This window comes from Flavobacteriaceae bacterium GSB9 (assembly GCA_022749295.1).
Classification (GTDB): domain Bacteria; phylum Bacteroidota; class Bacteroidia; order Flavobacteriales; family Flavobacteriaceae; genus Flavisericum.
The window spans coordinates 489,812-508,203 of record CP062007.1 but is presented as its reverse complement, the minus strand read 5'-3'; the positions used below and the strand labels follow the sequence as shown (position 1 = coordinate 508,203).

The window sequence follows — 18,392 nt, the reverse complement described above, 5'->3', positions numbered from 1 at the left end:
TTAAGAACTTCAATTCCACACCCTTTATTAATGGCCAAAAGGAAATCCAAATCTAATAAATCATCAAAAAAGCGGTTTAGCCTACCTAAATTCAAACTAAACAACCAACAAAAATTAGTTTGGGGAAGTTTCTTGGCAATTTTAGGCTTGCTACTATTTATTTCTTTTGTCTCCTTTTTATTTACAGGGAAAGCCGATCAAAGCACACTTAGTGAATTTGCATCGCGCGACGTAGTAACGCAAAATTGGCTAAGTAAATCTGGAGCATGGCTTAGCGATTTTTTTATTCAGCGTGGGTTTGGGCTATCGTCATTTATTTTCTCTGTATTGATATTCCTTTCCGGTGTATTTGTCCTCATGAACCTTAGTAAATCAAAACTTAGAAAACACTGGTTTTGGGGTATCGTTATTATAATATGGATCTCCATTTTATTAGGTTTTTTTGGTGACAAAAATGATATTTTAGGTGGCACTATCGGTTTTGAACTCAACAGTTTCCTTCAGGATTATATTGGAAAAACAGGCACTGCCCTATTGTTGTTGTTTGGATTGATTACCTATTTGGCCGTTCGGTTTAAAGTGACTTTTGATAGCTTTACCAAGGTTTTTAAATCGGCTAAAAAAGACATTAAAAATGAACTTTCGGAAATGAAGGAAGACGTTATTGTTCCACTAGACAATAATCTCTCTGAAGAAGCAGAAGCCATTAAATCGGCTTTTGAAATTCCGTTAGAAGACAAAAAAGCCCCTTCAGAGCCACCAAAAAAAGAAGAGCAATCTGCTCCTTTAGAGGTAAACGTTAGTAAAAATGACGACAATGAAAAGGAACTCGAAATAAAAGTTGAAGAAGTTAAAGAAGAAACCTCCGAAACCGATAATTTGGCCAATAAACTAGTTGAGGATTTCGGACAGTTCGATCCTACCTTAGAATTGGCTAAATACCAATTTCCAACCCTCAATCTGCTAAAGAAATATGATACCGAGGGCATAAAAATCAATCAAGAAGAACTAGAGGAAAACAAAAACCGTATTGTTGAAACCCTTAGCAACTATAAAATAGGAATTTCCAGTATTAAAGCGACCATTGGCCCAACAGTAACACTTTACGAAATTGTTCCGGAAGCTGGTATTCGTATTTCAAAAATTAAAAACCTAGAAGATGATATTGCGCTGTCGCTTTCAGCATTAGGCATTCGGATTATCGCCCCTATTCCAGGAAAAGGTACAATTGGAATTGAGGTACCAAACAAAAATTCTACTATCGTTTCCATGCGCTCGGTAATTGCATCGAAAAAATTCCAAAATTCTGAAATGCACCTTCCTGTTGCCTTAGGAAAAACCATTAGCAATGAAACTTTTGTAGTCGATTTGGCCAAAATGCCTCACTTGCTCATGGCCGGTGCTACAGGCCAAGGTAAATCGGTTGGGTTGAATGCTGTTTTAACATCATTACTTTACAAAAAGCATCCTGCCGAAGTCAAATTTATTCTAGTCGACCCTAAAAAAGTTGAGCTGACACTTTTCAATAAAATTGAACGTCACTATTTAGCTAAACTCCCCGATAGCGAAGATGCCATTATTACCGATAACACAAAGGTTATCAATACTCTAAATTCCCTGTGTATTGAAATGGACAACCGCTATGAACTGCTGAAAAATGCCATGTGCCGTAATATCGTTGAGTATAATGCCAAGTTTAAAGCGAGAAAGCTTAATCCTAACGACGGACATCAATTTTTGCCGTACATTGTTTTGGTAGTCGATGAGTTTGCCGATTTAATCATGACAGCAGGTAAAGAAGTAGAAACACCAATAGCGCGTTTGGCACAATTGGCTCGGGCTATTGGTATTCATTTAATTATTGCTACCCAGCGTCCGTCGGTTAACGTTATTACGGGTATTATTAAAGCCAATTTCCCGGCACGTATAGCTTTTAGGGTGACCTCAAAAATAGATTCACGTACCATATTAGACGGCTCTGGCGCCGACCAACTTATTGGTCGTGGTGACATGCTTTACACGCAGGGCAACGATTTAATTCGTGTGCAGTGTGCTTTTGTTGACACGCCAGAAGTAGAACGTATTACAGACTTTATAGGCTCGCAAAAAGCGTATCCTGATGCTTACTTGCTTCCTGAGTATGTTGGTGAAGAAAGTGGCACAGGTCTTGATGTAGATATATCGGACAGGGATGCGCTGTTTAAAGACGCCGCAATAGTTATAGTAACGGCTCAACAAGGTTCTGCTTCATTATTACAGCGAAAATTAAAATTGGGGTATAACAGGGCTGGAAGATTGATTGATCAATTAGAGGCCGCTGGTATTGTAGGCCCTTTTGAAGGAAGTAAAGCCAGACAAGTTTTGGTTCCCGATATTACCGCCCTTGAAAAACTTTTAGAAAACGAATAACAACACAAAAAAACATGAAAAAACTATTTGCGATTTTATTGATTTCCTTCTCAATGAACACCTTTGCTCAAAACGAAGCCAAAGTACTGTTAAACGAAGTTTCTGAAAAAGTAAAAAGCTACGAAAATATTTCGCTCGATTTTAAATATATATTAGAGAATGTTTCAGAAAACATAAAACAAGAAACCAAGGGTGATGTTGTTTTAGAAGGTGACAAGTACCGTTTGAATATTTTGGGCGTTACACGACTTTTTGATGGAAAAACCCTTTACAGCATTAGCCCAGAGGACGAGGAGGTTACTATTTCATCACACATTGAGGACGAAAATGAAGCTATAACCCCAAGTAAAATGCTATCGTTTTACGAAGATGGTTATACTTATGCTATCGATATTCAACAAAACATAAAAGGCAGGAAAATTCAGTACATAAAGTTAACACCTATCGATTCTAATTCTGAAATAAGAAACATTCTTTTAGGTATTGATGCCAACACCAAACACATTTACAATTTAATACAAGTTGGGAATAACGGCACCAAAACAACGTTAACTGTTAATTCTTTTAAAACAAATATCCCCATTCCAAAAAGCTTATTTACTTTTGACGCCAGTAAGTACAAAGACTATTACATCAATAAAATTGATTTAGACTAAGCTTACATGGTAAATCCATTAGATATTGAAAGCTTTAAAACATCAATAATTTCGGGGGAAACTTCGTTTAATTAAATCTTGATTATCGAGTAACGAGTGAAAATACTAGACCGCTACATATTAACTACTTATCTAAAAACTTTTTTCAGCGTGTTTGTTATACTCATGCTGATTTTTATTTTACAGACTATTTGGCTTTATATTAAAGAACTGGCGGGTAAAGATTTAGACCTCATTATAATTGTTAAGTTTTTGGTTTACTTTATGCCAAAGCTTATTCCTTTGGTGCTGCCGTTAACTATTTTGTTATCGTCAATAATGGTATTTGGTAGCTTTGCCGAAAACTATGAGTTTGCCGCAATGAAGTCTACCGGAATCTCCCTCCAACGTGCCATGTCGGGTCTAAGTATTTTTATTGTTGCGTTGGGCATAATAACTTTTTTCTTTTCTAATAACGTTATTCCTTGGGCCGAACTTAATTCTTACAACCTAAGACGTAATATTGCCAAATCAAATCCTGCATGGGCTATCGCCCCAGGGCAATTTAATGACATACCTGAATCTGATTATAATATAAAAGTTGAAAAAAAGATTGGGGAATACGATCTTGAAGGAGTTACAATTCATATAAAAGGTAAAAATGGCCTGAAGAATACAACGGTTATAAAATCGAAAACGGGTAAATTTGTAAGTAATGAAAACTCAAACGTTCTAAAACTCATTCTAAACGATGGGAATCTATACAAAGATGTTGAAACAAATAATATAAAAACAAGAAACCGAAAACCTTTTGCCAAAAGTACTTTTGAAAAGAAAATAATCAACATTGATTTATCAACCATGGAAGATGTTGATTTTGACGAACAGTCGCAAACTGACAAATACAATATGTTGGATGTAGTTGATTTGGACAAAACCATCGATTCGCTCGTTAAAAAAAGTGAAACCGATCATGAAACCTTTTCAAACAACTTAAATGTAAGGTCTGGCTTGCCACAAATACAAAAACCTGAGCCCACTACCGATAACACCAACAAACCGGAATACACTGATAACCTTTTGGACATATTCAGTACACAAAAGAAAATAGAACTAGTAGAATCGGCTCTGCGAAACATTTCTTCATCTCAACAACTTATTCAGTCAAAAGAAACAACCGTAAAAAACTCAAAGTCTTGGCTTAATAAACATATCATTTCCTTTCATGAAAAGTTTGCACTTGCCTTTGCTTGTATCATTCTATTTTTTGTGGGTGCCCCGTTAGGAGCATTAATTAGAAAAGGCGGTATTGGCTTACCCATGGTCATTGCTATTTTATTATTTTTAACCTATCACTTTATCGGTATTTTCGCTACCAATAGTGCAAAAAATGGTGGTTTTAACCCCATATTGGCCAGTTGGTTTTCTACTTTAATTATGCTTCCCCTAGGCATATTTTTAACCAAAAGAGCTACAGCAGATCGAGGGCTTTTTGATTTTGATAGTGTTTTAGAACCTTTAAAGCGCATTTTAAAAATAAAAGAGAAAAGCTCGGTTGACTATAAATTTCTTTCTAACCTAAAAAATGATGAACTCGTAGATATCGTTAACAATTTTGAGTCACTTGGTCACAAAGAATCTGTTCGATTTGAAGCTATAAAACTGTTAAAATCAAGAGGCATTGAAACAAATCAACTCAGCGAATTAGGCATTCCCATCAATAAAAGCTACCTTAAAACCGAGCAGATAGCTAAACAATACTTAAACCATGCGAAGTTTGCAAAAATACTGTACATTGTTGGGGTTGCACTGTTAATCTTATTTTTTGTTTTTAAAAATAACAACTTAACATCATTGGCAAAATATGGTATTCAGCTAAGTGTTGTTGCATTAGTTATCTACCTATTCTATTATTTAAAATCGATCAAAAATAGCTTTCAATTCTACAAGCACATCAGCAAAACCCGCAAACGCCCTAAAGTTTTTACATTAATTCTAGGCTTGCCTTTTTACATCGTTACTTATCTCTTTCTAAATCAAAAAATAAAGGAAGACTTAAAACAAAATTGTTTAAATTCTTTAAAATAAGCAATATCTTTGCCACATGACAGCAGAAACCATGACACATAAAAGCAATTCTGAAATAAAACTGAACACCATTCAAGAAGCAATTGACGATATTAGGAATGGTAAAGTTATTATAGTTGTTGATGATGAAAACCGTGAAAATGAAGGTGATTTTTTAGCTGCGGCGGATAAGGTAACTCCTGAGGTTATCAATTTTATGGCTACCCAAGGTCGCGGACTTATTTGTGTACCGTTAACCGAAACGCGTTGCAACGACCTGGAATTAGATATGATGGTACGTAACAACACAGACCACATGGAGACTGCTTTTACTGTTTCTGTCGATTTAAGAGGTAATGGTGTTACCACTGGGATTTCTGCTGCAGATCGAGCAAAAACCGTTAAAGCTTTAATCGATCCTGACACTAAACCTTTTGAATTGGCTAGACCAGGCCATATATTTCCTTTGGTAGCAAAAGAAGGAGGTGTTTTAAGAAGAACCGGACACACCGAAGCTGCTATTGATTTTGCACGTTTGGCAGGGTTAAATCCTGCCGGTGTTATTGTTGAAATTATGAATGAAGACGGCTCAATGGCACGCTTACCTCAGCTTTATGAGGTTGCTAAAAAACTAAATCTAAAAATTGTTTCTATTGAAGATTTGGTTGCCTACCGCATGCAACACGACTCACTGATTGATAAAAAAGAAGATTTTGACATCGAAACCCGTTTTGGAAGTTTTAGGTTAAGAGCTTACCAACAAACCACTAACAATCAAATACATATAGCCTTAACAAAAGGCCAATGGAAAGACAATGAAGAAGTACTTACCAGAATAAATTCTACTTTAGTTAATAACGATATTCTGGGCACCCTTACCAACAATGCCGATCAGCAATTAGACAAAATGTTTAAGGTTGTTAATGATGCCGGAAAAGGTGCTATAATCTTCATTAACCAAGAATCGCAATCTACAAACATTCTTAATAGATTATCGTTTTTAAAAGAAAACCAAAAAGAAGGCACAATCACTAAAGCACCAAAAATCAATATGGACAATAGAGATTTTGGTATTGGTGCTCAAATCCTTCACGACTTAAATATACATAAATTACGTTTAATTTCGAACTCTGGACAAACCAAACGTGTTGGACTTATTGGTTATGGTTTAGAAATTGTTGACTATGTAAATTATTAATCTACTACCTCAAACGTTTTTAAAAGCCCTTTTTCATTGGTATTGGGCACCTCAGAAATGAAGGCATATTTCCCTGGTATCAAATCGGCATAAAAATAACCTGTAGAACCCTCTGGCATATCGTTAACGCCACCTAAAAAAGTCACCCCGTTTGGAACTGGTGTAATTAAACCTTTTGGATCCGACCAATCCATCCATGCTTCTAGGGCTTCGATGCTGGCATCATCAGTTAACTTTACAAGGTTAATATCATGCCAAATAAAATTTTCATGTGGTTTTTGATCTTTAACAAACACCGAAAAAATTTGCTTGCCTTTGGTTATCGTTCCTTCATAGCTTATACCCTCTTCTCCTGAAAGCGTAATGTTAATTGTCGCTTCCGGTGGTAGGTTATCACTATCTTGCTCTACTACAATTATGGGTTTGGCCATTCCCATTAGCGTATGGAATTTTCCATTTGGCATTTTAACGTAGCATTCCATGATGTAATAGCCAGGATCTAGCTTTACAGTTGTTATTGCGGTATGCTTTGGGGCGATTAACCCCGAACCACCCGAAAAGACTATACTCCCGTACCATTCTGGTAGCTTACCAAAAGCTTTAAAACCTTCCTCAGCTTTACCAGCGTTTATCAAGTCCATACCCTCTTCAAAAATAGGCGCTATTTCTGTCATCGCATTTTCTGCAGTTTTACCCTCAGGATATTTGTCGAGTAAAAAGAAATGTGTTTCGTTCGATAAATTTTGATATTTAAAAGTGTTCCAGCCCGAAGGTATTGTATCAACACTTTGAAATTCCATACTTCGTGTTACAATATCTATAACATTCGTTGGTTCTTCTACAACATTATTAGCCTCTTTTATTTCCTCTTTTACCGGATTCGTTTTTTTTTCATTCTTACAACCACATAAGGTTATTGCCACTAAAGCTAAAAATACTGAGCAAAGAATTCTTGTTTTCATAATTTAGTTATATTAAAAATAGGGAAATAGCGCCAAGTTTTTCTTTTTGTTATTTCCCTATTTAAGGATTGATTAATAGCCTCTTTTATTCTTTTGTTATCTCTACGATTTTTACAACTTCATTTTTTAATAAAATATGTAAAGTATATGTACCTTTATCTAAATGGTCTATACTCATGTAGATTTTATCTTCTTTCTTATCTGCCGTAGAATTGACCATCTTTAAGATACAACAATTACTTCTGCTGCTAAATTAAAAGAACAAGCCCGACATGGATATAAGATATGTTTCAGAGTATGCAAGATATGTTCCAACAATAAAAAAAACAGCAAAACATCAATTTTAACTTAAAAAACGTATTTAATCGATGTTGGTGTACTCGTTAGGCGTGCATTTGTAAACCTCTTTAAAGCATTTTATGAAATAAGAAGGTGTGTTAAAACCTACTTGATAAGCTATTTCTGAAACCGTGGAATCTGATTTCTTCAACAGTTCAACAGATAGTTTTAAGCGTTCCAAACGGATAAACTCTGAAGTACTTTGCCCTGTAATAGCCTTTAATTTTCGGTGCAACTGCGTTCTGCTCATACCCATAGCGTCGGCAAACGCCACGCTAGTAAAATCGGGGTTGATTAAATTTTTACCCAAAACGGATTTCAAACGCTTTAAAAAATCTGCTTCGGTTGATGAGATTTTTATCTCCGGTCCAACATTAAAACTCTTACTCTTGCTGAAATGCTTTTGGAGCATTTTACGGTTTTCTATTAATTTTTCTACTCGAAGATTAAGTGTTTCTGGGTTAAATGGTTTTGTAACGTAAGCATCCGCTCCTGTTTTCAAACCTTCTTTTTTCTGAGCCTCGCTTACCTTAGCTGTTAAAAGTATTATAGGAATATGGCTCGTTAGCTCATTATACTTTAACGTGTTGCATAGATAAATACCGTCTGCAACCGGCATCATGACATCGCTAATAATTAAATCTGGTATGTGCTTTAGCGCTTTTTCTACCCCAATTTTTCCATTAACAGCCTCAATAATTTTGTAGGAGTTCTTAAAGATAGAAGCAATAAACAAACGAATATCCTTGTCGTCTTCAACGATGAGCAATGCTGGGCTATCATCATTTAAACTACCTTCAAAATGGTTTTCGCTGGACAACTTATCTTCCTCCGTTTCAGAATCATCAATTTCTGATGGTTTAAAAGCATTTTTACGAATGGGCAATGTCACTGTAAATTGAATTTTATTTGTATCGATACTATTTACAAGAACCCTCCCGTTTGAAAGCGACACCAATTCTTTAACAAGCGCCAACCCAACACCAACACCTTCGGCAGTGGCATCATCTTGATAAAAGCGCTCGAATAATTTTCCTAAATCCTTTTTTTCAATCTCGTTGTTTGTATTTATAACGGAAAGCACCAACGCATTGTCCTGTTTATTAGCATCAAAAATAATATCACTTGATTTGGGCGCATATTTTATAGCATTTGACAATAGGTTTGAAGTTATTTTTTCAATAACATCGGCATCGTACCAAACCTTATTTAAATTTTCAATGGAGCTATTAATCTGAATATGTTTTTCGTAGGCTTTGTATTGAAAAGCAGAAACAATTTGAGTTAATAGCACGTTTAAATTTCCTTGAGTTACTTTTAACCTGGCTTGGCCAGAATCTATTAAAGACAAATCGACCATTTGATTTACTAAATTAAGCAACCTATTTGCATTTTGCTTTACCAAACCAAGTTCTTCGCGGTCTTCGGGTTTTAAATGTTCTTTAGACAGCTGATGGTCTATAGGACCGGAAATAAGTGTAAGTGGTGTTCTAAACTCATGTGAAATATTGGTGTAAAGCTTGGTTTTAAACTCGTCTAATTTTTTTAAACGTTCGGTTTCAGCATGTTCTAATTGCAGTTGTGTTTTTACATTCCACCTAAATTTCAAATACCTATAAATACCCAAAAGGAGTAAAAAAAACAATAAAACGTAAAATACTCTCATACCTCCCGTTAAGTACCATGGTTTTAAAATGGTAAAGGTAAACGACGCTGGATTATCGTTCCAAACACCATCATAATTGGAAGAAATAACCTGAAACGTATAAGTATTTGGTGGTAAATTCGTGTAATGTGCAAAATTCACATCCTTAGGTGATACCCAATGATCTTCATAATTTAGAAGCCGATATTTGTATTGGTTTCGTTCTGGTTGCGCAAAATGTAGGCTAGAAAACGTAAAAGTAACAGTATTTTGGTTATACTTTAATTCAGAATGATTTGCCAAGGGGCGTTCTTTAGAAAAAACTTCAAACTTCGATATTATGGTTTTAGGTTTTTCCTTGTTGTAAGTCAGTTTTTCTGGATTGAACCAATTGAGCCCTTCAAGCCCACCAAAATAGAGCGTGCCTCTAGCGTCTTTAAAATAAGCTCCGGTATTAAACTCGGTATCCTGTAAACCATCATCAATAGTAAAGACTTCAATACCTTCATTTTTTGGATTAAAACGGCACAAACCGTTATTTGTACTCAACCATAAATTTTTATCGCTATCGGGTAAAATACCATAAACCACCTGATTGGGGAGCCCGTCTTTTTCGGTATAGGTTTTAATGGTTTTATCTAAAATATTATACTTTTTTAAACCAGCGCCAAAGGTACCAACCCATAAGGTTTGATTTTCAAAAAACAATGACTTTATTTTATTATCCAGCCCTTTTATTTTTGAAACTTTGTCTATTCTGTTATCAAGTTTAAAAACCCCCTTATTATCGGTACCTATCCAAAAATCATCATGTTCGCCCTTAATAAAGGCACGTATATTGTTTTGTGCCAACCCTGAATTTTCGGAATTAAATTGCTTAATAATACCATCATTTTTATCAAACAAAATGACTCCATGGCGTTCTGTTGCTAACCATCTACGGTTTTTTGATTCTTCTAAAATCCGCCAAATAGTATGATTTTTCAATTCAGGAAAGTCTTTGTAATTACCTGAACCATCTATAATATTAAGTCCATAGCCTTGATGGCCCACCCAAAGCTCATCCTCGAAATAGTTTAAACTTATAATGCGGCTACTGTTTAAAGGGGAATTGTGGTTGGTGAATGTTTTAAAAGTTTCGTCTTGCGCGTTGTAATACGTTAAACCTTTGCCTGATGTACCAATCCAAAAATTATGTTTTCTATCTGTTGTAAAACTCCTTATCATATCAACATTGACATTCCGCGGTACCTGATTATTGGTCAGGATATTAAATTTAATTAAGTGCTCGTCGTAATAACTAGCCCCTGTGCCATCAGAACCAATCCATATTAAACCAGTAATATCTTCATACAAACACAACATATCGTTGTAATGTATTGCAAACGGATTATTTTTGTTAGCTTTAAAATTCTTGACCGAATTGGTAGGGAAGTCTATTAAATATACGCCATCGCTATAAGTCGCAATCCAAAGTCGGTTTTTACTATCTATGAGAAGGTCTTCTATGTTTAAATCGTTAGGCAAGTTTTCATGGCTGTACCTTATAAACACATTACTGTTTTCGGACATATAAAACAAGCCATTACCATAAGCCCCTAACCAAAAACCACCTGCGCTGTCTTGTTCTAGCGTACTAAAATTGGTTTCTTTATTGGTTTTTACATCTACTTTGGCATATCGGCCATTTGCATAAACTTTATAAACTGCTCCTGAGGCAGCAACCATAATTTCTTTTTCGGCCTGTACAATATTGTAAACCGTACTTGATTTATCGGTGTTTTTAAATATAGATACCGTATCTTTTGTCTGGGCATCAACTTTAAAAAGTCCGTCGCCATAAGAGCCTATGTATAAATTTAATTGCTCGTCTTGAAAAACAGTACTTGCCCGAAATGGCAGGCTCATGCTTTTGAAATCGTCAGTTTTTGGCTGATAAAGCTCTAATTGACCAGAATGCGTAATAATCCAAAGTCTATTTTGCTTATCAAAGTAAACCTTGCCTAAATTACTGAAAGTAGCGCGGGTTATATCTTCAAATTGCTTGTTGTATTGCTTAAATGTCCTACCATTATACCTGTTTAGTCCATCTTGGGTAGCAAACCACATGTACCCAATAGAATCTTGGGCCATACTTATAACACTGTTCTGCGACAAGCCTTGCTTTACCGTTAAACTCCTAAAAGCCATTTGTTCTTTATGGCTTTGCGCTAAGGCTGCAAAGGACAATAAAAATATAAGAATGGTTTTTAAATAATTCATTTACAGGATTTACCCATAAACTTACAAAAATGTTCCGAACATCTAACTCACAATCCTTGCGATAATTTCAGACATTTTTTGTGCTCTAGCTTTAACCTCCTCTTCTGTCCACGATAATTTTATTAAACAGGAAATATTTCGTCCAATATAATAATCTGATTTTGAAAAATCCTTATTTAGCAGGTATTGCAGGCCTTCCTTAACTTCATTGGAAATTGGAAAAAGTGATTTTAGGTTTTTTAAGTGATCCCATTTACGAATGTAATGCCAATTATTATCGAAATAATTCCAGCAAACATCAACGCCTTCTTCCTTAAAAGCCTGAATAACTTGCCTTGCGGTCTCTAAGTTGGGTAAGAAAAAATTAAAAAAGGCACCACTTTCCTCGCCCCCTTCAGGTACTGCTCTTAGGGTTACTTCTGGAATTTGGGATAAGGTATCCTGAAAAATCTTAAGATATTTTCTTTGAATTTCTAAAAATTCGGGTAAGCGTTTTACCTGTGCCAAACCTACAGCGGCATGCAATTCAGATATTCTGAAGTTATAACCTAAAAACGGATGTGTTTCGGCGCCTCTATCATTTCCAATGTGGTCATGACCGTGGTCACTATAGTGGTCGGCATTCAAATAATAATCCTTGTTGTTGGTTACTACGGCACCGCCTTCACCGCAAGTTATGGTCTTTACAAAATCGAACGAAAAGCAACCTAAATCACCAACACTTCCTAAAGGTTTTCCCTTATACGCGCCTCCAATTGCCTGGCAAGCATCTTCAACCAAGAGTAAATTATGCGCGTTACAAATATCTTTTAAAGTGTCCATATTAGCCATACTCCCACACATTTGAACAACCATTACGGCTTTTGTTTTTGGGGTTATGGCTTCTATTACAGCATCGGGATTTAAGCCTAAAGTATCGTCGATATCTACTAAAACAGGGACAGCACCAAGCATCATAATAGCCTCGAAACTGGCCACAAAAGTAAATGTTGGCATTATAACCTCATCGCCTGCTCCTACACCCGCCGAAGCCAAAGCCACAGAAACCGCTGCTGTACCACTGGATACCAATTGAACGTGGTTGGACTGAAACGTATTTTGCAACGCTGCTTCGAGTTCTTTGGCTTTCCAATGACCATTTCGCATACCATCGAAACCATAGCGCATAAGCACACCATTGTCTAAAACATCGTTAACTTCTTTTCTTTCTTGTTCTCCAAATAGTTCAAATCCTGGCATAATATATTTTTGTTCTTTCTTTGTTTATATAGTTGGGTGGCGTTAGGGATTGCAGTGACATCCTTTTTTGAGGCACGAAAAAAAGATATAGCGTAAAGCCCGACCCTAGCGGTAACGCCCAAATTATTTATATTTCTATTACGGCTTCCTTTATTGGTTTTCTTACCTTTTTAAATGCGGAAAACATATCGTCGTCGGCCCGGTAACCTATGGGAAGCAGCAACACCGATTTGAGTCCCTTTTCTTCTAATTTTAGGATGTCGTCGTATTTTTCTGGAACGAAACCTTCCATTGGGCAAGAATCGATGCCTTCGATGGCACAGACGGTCATTAGGTTGCCCAAAGCGATATAAGCTTGATTGGTTGACCATTGCTGGCGTTCTTTCACCGACATTTTTTCAATCATTTCTATAAGACTTTCTCTGTACGGCTTTAAGATGCTTTCTGGAGTCTTTCGTGTATCTTTTATATTATTATAGTATTGTTTGACATCGTTTTGCAAAATATCTTTTTGAATGCAAATAACTAGCAAATGCGAGGCATCTACCACCTGTTTTTGATAGTATGCGTGCTTTAATAATGGTAACCTTAAATCTTTATCTTCAATAAGAATAAGTTTTATGGTTTGTAGTCCAAAGGAAGTAGCCGTAAGATTAAAGGCTTGTTTTACTACATTTAATTTGGCTTCTGAAAGTTTTTTTTCAGCATCAAACTTTTTGGTTGCATAGCGCCACTTTAACTGTTTAATCGTATCCATTCTTACACGTAATTTTGTGCAAAAATAAGATTTGTGATTTTGTTTTTACCCATTGTAGCAAAAAATATGTCCTTTTACACATTGAAAATTTCTTTTAAAAAAATCGTGCTTTTATTTGAAAGAATTAAAAAAGGATTCTATATTTGCACCCGCATTCAAGCAAATAGCTTGATGAGGCACTCAAGGAGAAATGGCAGAGTGGTCGAATGCGGCAGTCTTGAAAACTGTTGAGGGTCACACCTCCGGGGGTTCGAATCCCTCTTTCTCCGCTTATTAAAACCGTAATCGCTTAATTTTAAAGCTTTTGCGGTTTTTTGTTTGTCACATTTCCCCACATAATCCCCACATAATTTTATTATAAAAATGTATAAAAAAACCGCTACAATTAAATGTAACGGTTTTTAAAACAATTATTTAGGATCACTTTTAAGATGCCGTACCACTACCTAAATAAACGCTATTTGAAAGCTGTGAACCATCCTCAGAAATGAAAGCCATAAAAAGCTCTACATTATCTCCGGTATAAGTTGCAGGAATATTTACTATTTCAGTACCTACTGTCCTAGCAGCTCCTTCCAATTGAGATATAGACTCTTTTTTCGTTGGATTATAAACTAATAACATCGCTTTATCAGTTGCATTTGCATTACCTTCCGTTGAATTATCATCCCAGGTAAATGTAACTTGACCTGCTGTTGTTAAATCTGTTCCAGGGTTTAAAGCACTCGATAAATTACCTCGACTTAATAAAGCTGTTGCATAATCCACATTAAAATTAGGTTCAATACCAGTAATTGCATTATTCAAAACATAAGACATCGCTGCATTAAACTCTGTTTTTTTAACAGCATAATTCTTATACCCTTTTTGAATAAAGGCAATGTTAGGTTGCAAATATTCTAATGTTACAGCAAACTTATTTCTTTGATTTACCTGTCCTACTGTTCTTGGATTAGCAACACTAGAAGGCTTAATTCTTAAATAATCAATTCCTTTCCAGCTACCACCAATAACATTACCTACTTTTCCTGATAATCCTCCTAGGATTCCTTGGGCTATTTTTCCCATAACTATAATAATTTTAAATTAATACTCATTCGGAGTTGGTACGGACTTAATATAGAGTCAACCCCTATTTGGATTAAATTCTTATTAAATATACCGTATAGACAAAATTTAAATCTTCTTTTAGGTTTGTTTACCTCCACTTTCTCTCTTTTACCTTGATTTAAAATATGCTTGTATATAGGCTTTCTTTAAATCTGTTAATTTAGATAGTGTACTTTGTAGTTGAATTTGCTTTTGATTAATAGCTGAAAGTATTTCTACCTGTTTTTTCAAGTCTTGATCTTGACGAGTGCTATTATCTAAGCCTTGTTTTAAGACCTGCAAACAATCATTTATAGAAATGAATGGAATAACACTCCCTTTTAAATAGTAGGTGTAAAAACCGGCTATTTGCAGCATCATACACAACATGAAAATGGTTTCTTTATCGGCTGTGGTGGGTGTGGTAACGACAAAGCAATTAGGACAAGCCGTTTTTAAAGGTTTTCCGCTATTAAGCCCTTTGTTTAAAATAAAAAAATGTGGCTGGGTATAGGTTCTTCCGGAGCGATGGGTTTTCATTTCAAAAGTTTGCATAGCTATCCAATTTAAAATTGCTTCGCTACGCTTCGCACCATTAATTTTTTTAAAAAGAAAAAAAGATAGCTTCTATTGTTGTGGCGTGGATGAGGCTGTCAAGGTTTTTGGATAAAAGTTTTTTGAATTAAAATGTTTAATGAAATAGAAGAAGTAATTTGAAAAAAGTTTTATTCAAAACCCGTAGGGCTTGACCTTTATAGCCTTTAAGCGTTGGCTTTAGTAGCCACATATATTTGCTACCTTTTTTTATTTATTGTCTTCTGTTCTAAAACATCTAATATGTCTTGCTTTTTATAAAAAATTCTGTTGCCCATACGAATTGGTTTTAAAATACCGCATTTATTCCAGGAATGTATTGTTACTAAACTTATCTTTAAATAATCGGCTACTTCTTGTCTTGTAAGTATTTCATCATTTTTCTTTTTAGATAAGTCTTTAAGGTAATTTTCAATTTTGAGCATTAATTTATCTGCTACTTTATCAGCTAATTCTTCTACTGTGACTTCAGTGATTTGAATTGTTTTTGTAATCATCTTGGTTTCTTCTTTATTAATTGATTATCTCTTTTTGGGGTATTAACTCTTAAAAAAATAGGTTATTGCAAAATTGAGTGTTGGATAAAGCGTTTGTATGGGTAGCGTTTAAATAGTTGTTTAAAAAACAGCATTTAATAGGCTACTTATACAGGACTTTTAGACAATAGCTTATTACTTTTTTGAGGTACGATAAAAAGTAATGTGCTATGGCGTATTACTATACTTTTTAAATCTATTTTTTTATAACCGCTGACTTGGGTGGTGGGGAAAAGTGGTCTTTTATATTTGTTAACGAAATGAAACAAACAAAGACTTGAGGTAAGGAATACTTGGACTTAACGATCGTTTTTTGCAGCTTGAATGAGGTAACGAATAAGTATCATTTTAAGTTTAAATTTCAAATGACAATTGTTTCAGGTTAGTTCGGATTTTTATTGAAAGTCGGATGTGAGCGTGGAAAAGCGGCTATTTTACATAATGGCGTTATAACTACAGCTTCGGTGATGCAGTGGGTCTATCCGCTGCTATTATAACTACCCGTTATGTAAACATAGCTTGGGGTAGTTTTTGGTATGGACGTTGGCAATAGCTTTTTACTTTTTTATGTACCTATTTATTAAAATGTAACTGTTTAAATAAAACAAGTAATATGCTATGTGAGGGTTGGTAACCAAAAATTACAAGAGCGTTGGATAGCGGAACAAAACAAAAGACAGAGGATTTTTGTGATAACAATAAACTGGGTTTTGTTTTGTGGGGAATTAATGAAATATTATTTTTTAAGTACAATCAAATCAAAAAACATTAATCTTGATGATAACTTTTCTATTTCAATTAATGGTAGTTTAAAAAACTTTCTAACCCTATTATAAAAAATCTGCCTTTCATTCAACACAGATTTCATTCCTGTAAATTCTCTTTCTTGTTCTTCAGTAGTAAATAAGCCTTCAAAACCATTTTTAGCATAATATCTTAATGCTCTAGGTTCATTATAGGAATCAACAACAATAAATCTACAACCTGTTTTATTAGCACCATCAATAAACCAAGATTTAATAAAATCCATTAATTGCTTACCTGTATTATCTGTTTCACCTACAATATTTCTATAATCTTTATGAACACCTAAACGACCGATAAGCACAGCAGGATAACTGCGCATATGTTTTGGTCTTGGAATTTCCTTTATTACTCTCTTTTTTCTTGAATTAGGTAGATGAGTTGTTTTGATACTATCATTTGAAATAGTAAATGCACATACAATTATAGTAGGGTCTGCATCTAAAGTAAAACAGTATGTTTTACCTAAAAGTTCTGTAGAATAATTATCTACATCATTTGTGAAAAAATCGTTTAAATCTTGATGGTCACAATCAAAAGGCTGACAAGCATCTATTATTTCTTGATTAAAAGGCTTAAGTGTGCAGCTATCAAGTAAAAATCCCAAAGCTAGTATTTATTACAGTTTAGCCTTCTCCAAAATTTTAGCAGCAACAGAAGATTGCTTAGAAAAATCAATAGAAGAACGCTTAGCAGAGTTTTCAGTTATTTTAGTAGTAAAACTAGCTGCTGCCTTATCCTTTAATACAGGTATTGATTTAATTGCTATTGCCATAATCTAGTTAATATGGGAACAAATGTAAGTATATATTTATACATTACAAATATAATAACAAATATTAACAATTTTATTAACTTGATAGTTAGACGTTTTATTTAACGACTCATTACTAATTTTAATAAAACAACTATTCATTACTCTTCAAAGTAGTCTAAATCAATCTTTTTAATTTGAATGGTTTCTGCTACTTGTACACCCAAATTATATTCTATTGCCAATTCTGTTAGTTCTTTACCGTCTATCAATACTATTTTTTGTTGTTTGCTATCTTGTGCTGTTTGAATTGCACTTGCCGAGAACCTACTTGTTGTTAAAAAAACGCCTTTATTTACACCTTGTAATGCTAATGAGCCTATAAAATTTCTTATTTCCGGAGAACCAACCGAATTATTAGTAAAACGTTTTGCCTGTATATAGACATTTTCTAAGCCTAACCTATCTTGTGATATGATACCATCTACTCCATCGTCTCCACTTTTTCCAGTATGTTGAGATGCATCTTCTCTAAATTCACCGTACCCCATTTTTTGCAACAGCTGAATTACAAAGTTTTCAAAGTACTGAAACGAATTTTCCTTTAGTTTATCTAACAACTCTGTGGCTAACTCATTTTTTAATTCGGTTACTGTTGCTGCTAAAACTTCTTCAGGTGTTTGGTCTAAAGTGTTTACAACTTCCTTCTGTTTTGTATTAGTACCGTTAAATGTTTTGCGCCATTCTTGATATTTAGGAAACTGCTCTAATTGTTTCATGCGTAATTTAGCAGGATTAGTTGCTAAGAACTTTTTACCCTCTTCGGTTATTTGATAAACACCACGTTCGGGGTAAAAAATTAGCCCTGCCTTTTTTAAATAACTGCGCGTCCAACCAATGCGATTTCTAAACAACCCCATTTGACCACTAGGCACTTTTATTTTAAGATGCTCTGGTGTTAGCTTAAAATGTTGCGTCAAGACCTGCATGACCTCATTTAATGTTTTTGAGTTACCATCTGCCAATAGCTGTAACATGGGCAACATAACGGTTTGAAAATCTGGTATCTGGTCTTTTAAATTTGTAGCCATGTAACAATTTA

General features: G+C 34.8%; 13 protein-coding genes, 1 tRNA gene and 1 pseudogene. 5 read left to right on the top strand and 10 right to left on the bottom strand.

Annotation, left to right across the window (positions count from 1 at the left end):
• Positions 1 to 30: 30 nt before the first annotated feature.
• From GSB9_00445 to ribB, 4 genes and pseudogenes are all read left to right on the top strand, one after another.
• The gene (locus GSB9_00445) at positions 31 to 2,409 is read left to right on the top strand and encodes a DNA translocase FtsK (protein UKM63898.1); all 2,379 of its coding nucleotides are present in this window, start codon (positions 31 to 33) and stop codon (positions 2,407 to 2,409) included.
• Between the two features lie 14 nt (positions 2,410 to 2,423).
• A complete protein-coding gene (locus GSB9_00444; GenBank protein ID UKM63897.1) occupies positions 2,424 to 3,065 on the top strand; it encodes an outer membrane lipoprotein carrier protein LolA in 642 nt (213 codons plus the stop codon).
• Between the two features lie 96 nt (positions 3,066 to 3,161).
• Positions 3,162 to 4,580: pseudogene (locus GSB9_00443) on the top strand (LptF/LptG family permease).
• 568 nt (positions 4,581 to 5,148) lie between these two features.
• Positions 5,149 to 6,309: a 3,4-dihydroxy-2-butanone-4-phosphate synthase gene (gene ribB / locus GSB9_00442; GenBank protein ID UKM63895.1), complete on the top strand. Its 1,161-nt coding sequence runs from the start codon at positions 5,149 to 5,151 to the stop codon at positions 6,307 to 6,309.
• Here the strand turns inward: ribB and GSB9_00441 are convergent.
• The 4 genes from GSB9_00441 to GSB9_00438 all read right to left on the bottom strand — a co-directional run bounded on the left by GSB9_00441 (position 6,306) and on the right by GSB9_00438 (position 13,513).
• On the bottom strand, positions 6,306 to 7,271 hold the full coding sequence (locus GSB9_00441; GenBank protein ID UKM63894.1) for a hypothetical protein: 966 nt from the start codon (positions 7,269 to 7,271) through the stop codon (positions 6,306 to 6,308). The two genes, ribB and GSB9_00441, sit on opposite strands and share 4 nt — an antisense overlap.
• A gap of 361 nt (positions 7,272 to 7,632) precedes the next feature.
• The gene (locus tag GSB9_00440) at positions 7,633 to 11,517 is read right to left on the bottom strand and encodes a response regulator (GenBank protein UKM63893.1); all 3,885 of its coding nucleotides are present in this window, start codon (positions 11,515 to 11,517) and stop codon (positions 7,633 to 7,635) included.
• A 42-nt stretch (positions 11,518 to 11,559) separates the two neighbouring features.
• Positions 11,560 to 12,756 (bottom strand): DegT/DnrJ/EryC1/StrS family aminotransferase, encoded by a 1,197-nt coding sequence (locus tag GSB9_00439; protein UKM63892.1) that lies wholly within the window; start codon positions 12,754 to 12,756, stop codon positions 11,560 to 11,562.
• Positions 12,757 to 12,883: 127 nt separating this feature from the next.
• A complete protein-coding gene (locus tag GSB9_00438) occupies positions 12,884 to 13,513 on the bottom strand; it encodes an NAD(P)H-dependent oxidoreductase (GenBank protein ID UKM63891.1) in 630 nt (209 codons plus the stop codon).
• A 184-nt stretch (positions 13,514 to 13,697) separates the two neighbouring features.
• Here GSB9_00438 and GSB9_00437 point away from each other — a divergent pair.
• Positions 13,698 to 13,782 (top strand) — tRNA-Ser (locus tag GSB9_00437).
• A gap of 157 nt (positions 13,783 to 13,939) precedes the next feature.
• Here the strand turns inward: GSB9_00437 and GSB9_00436 are convergent.
• The 6 genes from GSB9_00436 to GSB9_00431 form a co-directional block, all read right to left on the bottom strand.
• Positions 13,940 to 14,581, bottom strand: a complete 642-nt coding sequence (locus GSB9_00436; GenBank protein ID UKM63890.1) for a DUF6266 family protein — start codon at positions 14,579 to 14,581, stop codon at positions 13,940 to 13,942.
• A gap of 150 nt (positions 14,582 to 14,731) precedes the next feature.
• Positions 14,732 to 15,157: a hypothetical protein gene (locus GSB9_00435; GenBank protein ID UKM63889.1), complete on the bottom strand. Its 426-nt coding sequence runs from the start codon at positions 15,155 to 15,157 to the stop codon at positions 14,732 to 14,734.
• 239 nt (positions 15,158 to 15,396) lie between these two features.
• Positions 15,397 to 15,693, bottom strand: a complete 297-nt coding sequence (locus GSB9_00434) for a helix-turn-helix domain-containing protein (GenBank protein UKM63888.1) — start codon at positions 15,691 to 15,693, stop codon at positions 15,397 to 15,399.
• Positions 15,694 to 16,468: 775 nt separating this feature from the next.
• Positions 16,469 to 17,143, bottom strand: coding sequence for a GNAT family N-acetyltransferase (locus GSB9_00433; protein ID UKM63887.1), 675 nt, complete (start codon positions 17,141 to 17,143; stop codon positions 16,469 to 16,471).
• Between the two features lie 12 nt (positions 17,144 to 17,155).
• Positions 17,156 to 17,311: a hypothetical protein gene (locus tag GSB9_00432; protein ID UKM63886.1), complete on the bottom strand. Its 156-nt coding sequence runs from the start codon at positions 17,309 to 17,311 to the stop codon at positions 17,156 to 17,158.
• Positions 17,312 to 17,451: 140 nt separating this feature from the next.
• Positions 17,452 to 18,381, bottom strand: coding sequence for a restriction endonuclease (locus GSB9_00431; GenBank protein ID UKM63885.1), 930 nt, complete (start codon positions 18,379 to 18,381; stop codon positions 17,452 to 17,454).
• Between the last annotated feature and the right edge of the window lie 11 nt (positions 18,382 to 18,392).

What these genes read in the sequence shown, in the direction of transcription:
- GSB9_00445 (UKM63898.1), top strand. Translation starts at nt 31, where the DNA reads ATGGCCAAAAGGAAATCCAAATCTAATAAATCATCAAAAAAGCGGTTT.
- GSB9_00444 (UKM63897.1), top strand. Translation starts at nt 2,424, where the DNA reads ATGAAAAAACTATTTGCGATTTTATTGATTTCCTTCTCAATGAACACC.
- ribB (UKM63895.1), top strand. Translation starts at nt 5,149, where the DNA reads ATGACAGCAGAAACCATGACACATAAAAGCAATTCTGAAATAAAACTG.
- GSB9_00441 (UKM63894.1), bottom strand. Translation starts at nt 7,271, where the DNA reads ATGAAAACAAGAATTCTTTGCTCAGTATTTTTAGCTTTAGTGGCAATA.
- GSB9_00440 (UKM63893.1), bottom strand. Translation starts at nt 11,517, where the DNA reads ATGAATTATTTAAAAACCATTCTTATATTTTTATTGTCCTTTGCAGCC.
- GSB9_00439 (UKM63892.1), bottom strand. Translation starts at nt 12,756, where the DNA reads ATGCCAGGATTTGAACTATTTGGAGAACAAGAAAGAAAAGAAGTTAAC.
- GSB9_00438 (UKM63891.1), bottom strand. Translation starts at nt 13,513, where the DNA reads ATGGATACGATTAAACAGTTAAAGTGGCGCTATGCAACCAAAAAGTTT.
- GSB9_00436 (UKM63890.1), bottom strand. Translation starts at nt 14,581, where the DNA reads ATGGGAAAAATAGCCCAAGGAATCCTAGGAGGATTATCAGGAAAAGTA.
- GSB9_00435 (UKM63889.1), bottom strand. Translation starts at nt 15,157, where the DNA reads ATGCAAACTTTTGAAATGAAAACCCATCGCTCCGGAAGAACCTATACC.
- GSB9_00434 (UKM63888.1), bottom strand. Translation starts at nt 15,693, where the DNA reads ATGATTACAAAAACAATTCAAATCACTGAAGTCACAGTAGAAGAATTA.
- GSB9_00432 (UKM63886.1), bottom strand. Translation starts at nt 17,311, where the DNA reads ATGGCAATAGCAATTAAATCAATACCTGTATTAAAGGATAAGGCAGCA.
- GSB9_00431 (UKM63885.1), bottom strand. Translation starts at nt 18,381, where the DNA reads ATGGCTACAAATTTAAAAGACCAGATACCAGATTTTCAAACCGTTATG.